This window comes from Levilactobacillus yiduensis (genome assembly GCF_024718525.1).
GTDB lineage: Bacteria > Bacillota > Bacilli > Lactobacillales > Lactobacillaceae > Levilactobacillus > Levilactobacillus yiduensis.
In genome coordinates, this window is sequence record NZ_JAMXAZ010000056.1 from 1 (window position 1) to 2,909 (window position 2,909).

General features: G+C 35.0%; 3 protein-coding genes. All 3 read right to left on the reverse strand.

Going from position 1 to position 2,909, the window contains the following annotated elements; translation table 11 throughout:
- Positions 1 to 232: 232 nt before the first annotated feature.
- Positions 233 to 1,213, reverse strand: coding sequence for a glycosyltransferase family A protein (locus NGM66_RS14115; RefSeq protein ID WP_208909217.1), 981 nt, complete (start codon positions 1,211 to 1,213; stop codon positions 233 to 235).
- A gap of 253 nt (positions 1,214 to 1,466) precedes the next feature.
- Positions 1,467 to 2,465, reverse strand: a complete 999-nt coding sequence (locus tag NGM66_RS14120) for a stealth family protein (protein ID WP_208909216.1) — start codon at positions 2,463 to 2,465, stop codon at positions 1,467 to 1,469.
- A 55-nt stretch (positions 2,466 to 2,520) separates the two neighbouring features.
- Positions 2,521 to 2,909: capsular polysaccharide synthesis protein (locus tag NGM66_RS14125; RefSeq protein ID WP_258115837.1), on the reverse strand; the 389-nt coding region annotated here is incomplete at its 5' end.

Consider the following 2,909-nt stretch of genomic DNA (forward strand, 5'->3'; position numbering starts at 1 on the left):
CACAGGTCTTCAAGAACATGCATCCGGTTATGCTTACGCCTTACTGTCCTGTGTTGCACTTGATTTGACAATTGGGGCTTATGAAATAATTCAGTCGATAAGTAATAATCCCATTCAAAAGCAAAATATCTCCCAGTTACCAAAAATCACCGTGGTGCTTCGCAAAAAGCCTTAGAGTTCAGTCAACCTACAATTATCTTTTCATTTATTGATTAAACCTATTCCGTTTTGATCAATCGAGATGGTTATTCTGGGCCATTCGATACCTTCTGATATGACCAGCCAATCTGGGAGTCATAACGGTGAGTAGAATCGAAATCTTCGAATGTAATGTAAACTCTTTACTGAATACATATAGTAGGAAAACATGTATTAATCTACGTCTTAAATCTTTTAAACATTTTCCGTTCATATAATTTATTCGAAATGCATCAACGTAAGTGTCATTCAAAACCTTGGCTGAATGCACCTTAACCATTTGTTTAACTCTTTTGCTTTCATCATCAAGCAAACTTGAAATTTTTATTGACGCATTAACTTGAGACCACAGTTGCGCTTCACTCATTTCAACTAAATGAGTCAATGATCCTTTACGAACAATATAATGATATGATTCACATTTTTTTAAAACAAAGCCACCATTGCAATGCTTTAAATACTGAATGACAAACAGGAGATCTTCACTTATCTTAATTTCTTCATCCAAAGATAAGTCATACTGCCTAATCAAATTCAAATCAAATACTTTATTACACAAGTACCCTCCAAAAGTCCCCATTCCTAGTGCCTTTATAAAGCATTCATCTCGCGATAGTTTCACAACTCCCCCCAGACATATACTTTTTTGTTCACTTCGAGTCCATCCGGTAACGCACAGCGATCCCGCCGTCATATTTTTCAGTAGAAAGTCAAAATGCACAGGCTCAATCCAATCATCACTATCAACGAATGTCAAATACATCCCACTTGCATTTACTAAACCAATATTTTTCGCCACAGAGGCTCCATGGTGATTAGTAGTATTCTTAACTAGCACAAACCTATGATCACGCTTTATCCATGCATTACAAATTTCCAGGCTCCCGTCGGTGGATCCGTCATCAACAATTATCACTTTAAAATTCTTATATGTCTGTGCTGAAATAGAACTCAAACACTTATTTAATGTATTCGAACTATTCCTCACGGTCACAATTACATTTAAATCATACATATCTACTATATTCACACCTAGTTTCAATTTATTGGTACCGTTAACAACCAACTACCAACCAAAGCGTGCTTCACAAAATCATCCACACATACAGCCTGAAAGAGCCTCACTCGGTCAACTTAACAACGAAAATAAATTTAAATTGCATAACATTTTGATAAGACCCACATCACCAACTAATATTCACCAAAATTAATCGTCTCCTTGATTACGAGGCTCTATCTGGTGTTGCACTTGATTTGACAATTCGGGTTCACTTTTCGAAGACACTTTTTTGGGGAAATATCTTTTCAAATGACTTAGTCAATCCATCTCTAATAATGGTAGGGTCAACAACATTATCGGTATCATTAAGACAAATAACTTTGTGCTTAGACATTTCAATTTCGTTTTGCAAGCACTCCATCCTTGTCATTCCCAAATCATAAACTCGTCCCCAATTACTACTCTGCACTTGAAAGTTCCCAGAAACTAGTTGCCAATACCGCATTAACCAATGATTATAGTCATACGGTGTTCGAAATTTATTATTCATCATATTCTCCAAAGCGTCAGGCATATAGTGCCATACATCATAAAAAGTTTTCGTTAAATATGGCACCGGTAAATGGCTATTCCAAATACCACTAAAATTTCTAGAAGGTAGTAACACAAGCGTCCTCAGTAACTTCAAACCAACTCTTGCGGAAAAAACTTTATTCCAATTTTTTCGATAAAATTGTTTCTTTGAGAACACATCGTTAATTACTTCCATATCATTGACCATCGCATGCGCAATACTTCCCTTCGTAGAAATAATGGGACTTTCTACGTAAGTATCCCTTGGTAATGATCCTTTAAAAAAATCTTCTTGTGTGACTTGGGCATTTAAAAACGTATCATCATTAAATAGGACGAAATGATCAGCTAAATTTGGTATTAACCCAATCTCAAGCTCGATAACATTTGAATTAAAAGTTGGAAGGTATTTAGAGTCTATATAGTCAGAATGGTTCACCAATACTATCTTTTCATTTTCAACATCTAACCACGTCGGCACCTGATTATCTGTTATCAAAAATATCTTGTGCACCCATGGTGCATATTTTTCAACTGCTCTAAACCAATATTTAAATAATCGATAGTTTCTATATCTGCTTTGCGTATTCATAGAACGTACTCGAAGGGAGTCTGATGCGAATTTTTCTTTTTTTTTCTGCCATTTTTGATCTTCACTATTTACCCATGTCACGACAAAATCGATATCATCCAATGTCAATTCCCCCTCTTTAACTATCACACTTATGAACCGTCTAAATTGAGATAACTCATAAAGAAGTCCGTTCCCAAAACTTATAAAGAGAGTCATTCTTGAATTTGATTTTATAACTGAGCTTAAAAATGCCATCACTTTCAATTTCTTTTTCCAATTTAAACATGTTTTCAGCTGAGTATTTCTGCCGCAATAGTTGATTTATTCCAAAAACATTTGTCGATGATTTAGTTACACTGTCCACTTTTTTTCTTACAGATGTATTACTATCATAAACATACTTCATTACGTAATCTAGCAGAAAATAATCAATAACTGCATTATTTTTCTTCCAATATTCCAAAAGTATACTTAGACTTTTTTGAAACGCAAATTGCAAGAACAAGTTAGCCATTTGAACCAAATACTGATACCAAGGGGTTCTCAGGGGATTGGAGAGGAGCG

Coding starts and splice junctions, on each gene's coding strand:
- NGM66_RS14115 (WP_208909217.1), bottom strand. CDS start 1,213: ATGTATGATTTAAATGTAATTGTGACCGTGAGGAATAGTTCGAATACA.